This window comes from Klebsiella sp. K47, assembly GCF_051858335.1.
Classification (GTDB): domain Bacteria; phylum Pseudomonadota; class Gammaproteobacteria; order Enterobacterales; family Enterobacteriaceae; genus Klebsiella; species Klebsiella pneumoniae.
Genome location: NZ_JBPYUI010000336.1, coordinates 1 through 230, shown reverse-complemented (window position 1 = coordinate 230; position 230 = coordinate 1). Strand labels below are relative to the sequence as shown.

Sequence of the window (230 nt, the reverse complement as noted above, 5' to 3'; positions counted from 1 at the left end):
AGCTGCCCATGCTGTGGCCGAACAGGAACAGCGGGGCGCCCGGGTGCTGCTGGCCGATGTGCTGGGCCAGGCTGGCCAGGTCGTTGACCACGCTGTCCCAGCCCTGGTGGCTTGCGAACAGCCCCAGGGTGCCGTGTTCGGCGGTGCGCCCGTTGCCGCGCTGGTCGTGGGCATACAGCGCGAAGCCGGCAGCGCTCAGTGCCTGCCCGAGGCGCTGGTAGCGCCCGGCA

Annotated in this window: 1 protein-coding gene; it reads right to left on the bottom strand. The window is 72.2% G+C overall.

Annotated elements, in window-relative coordinates; genetic code table 11:
• Positions 1-230 (bottom strand): alpha/beta fold hydrolase (locus RRF55_RS28280; protein WP_439419337.1); only part of this gene is annotated, 230 nt, incomplete at both ends.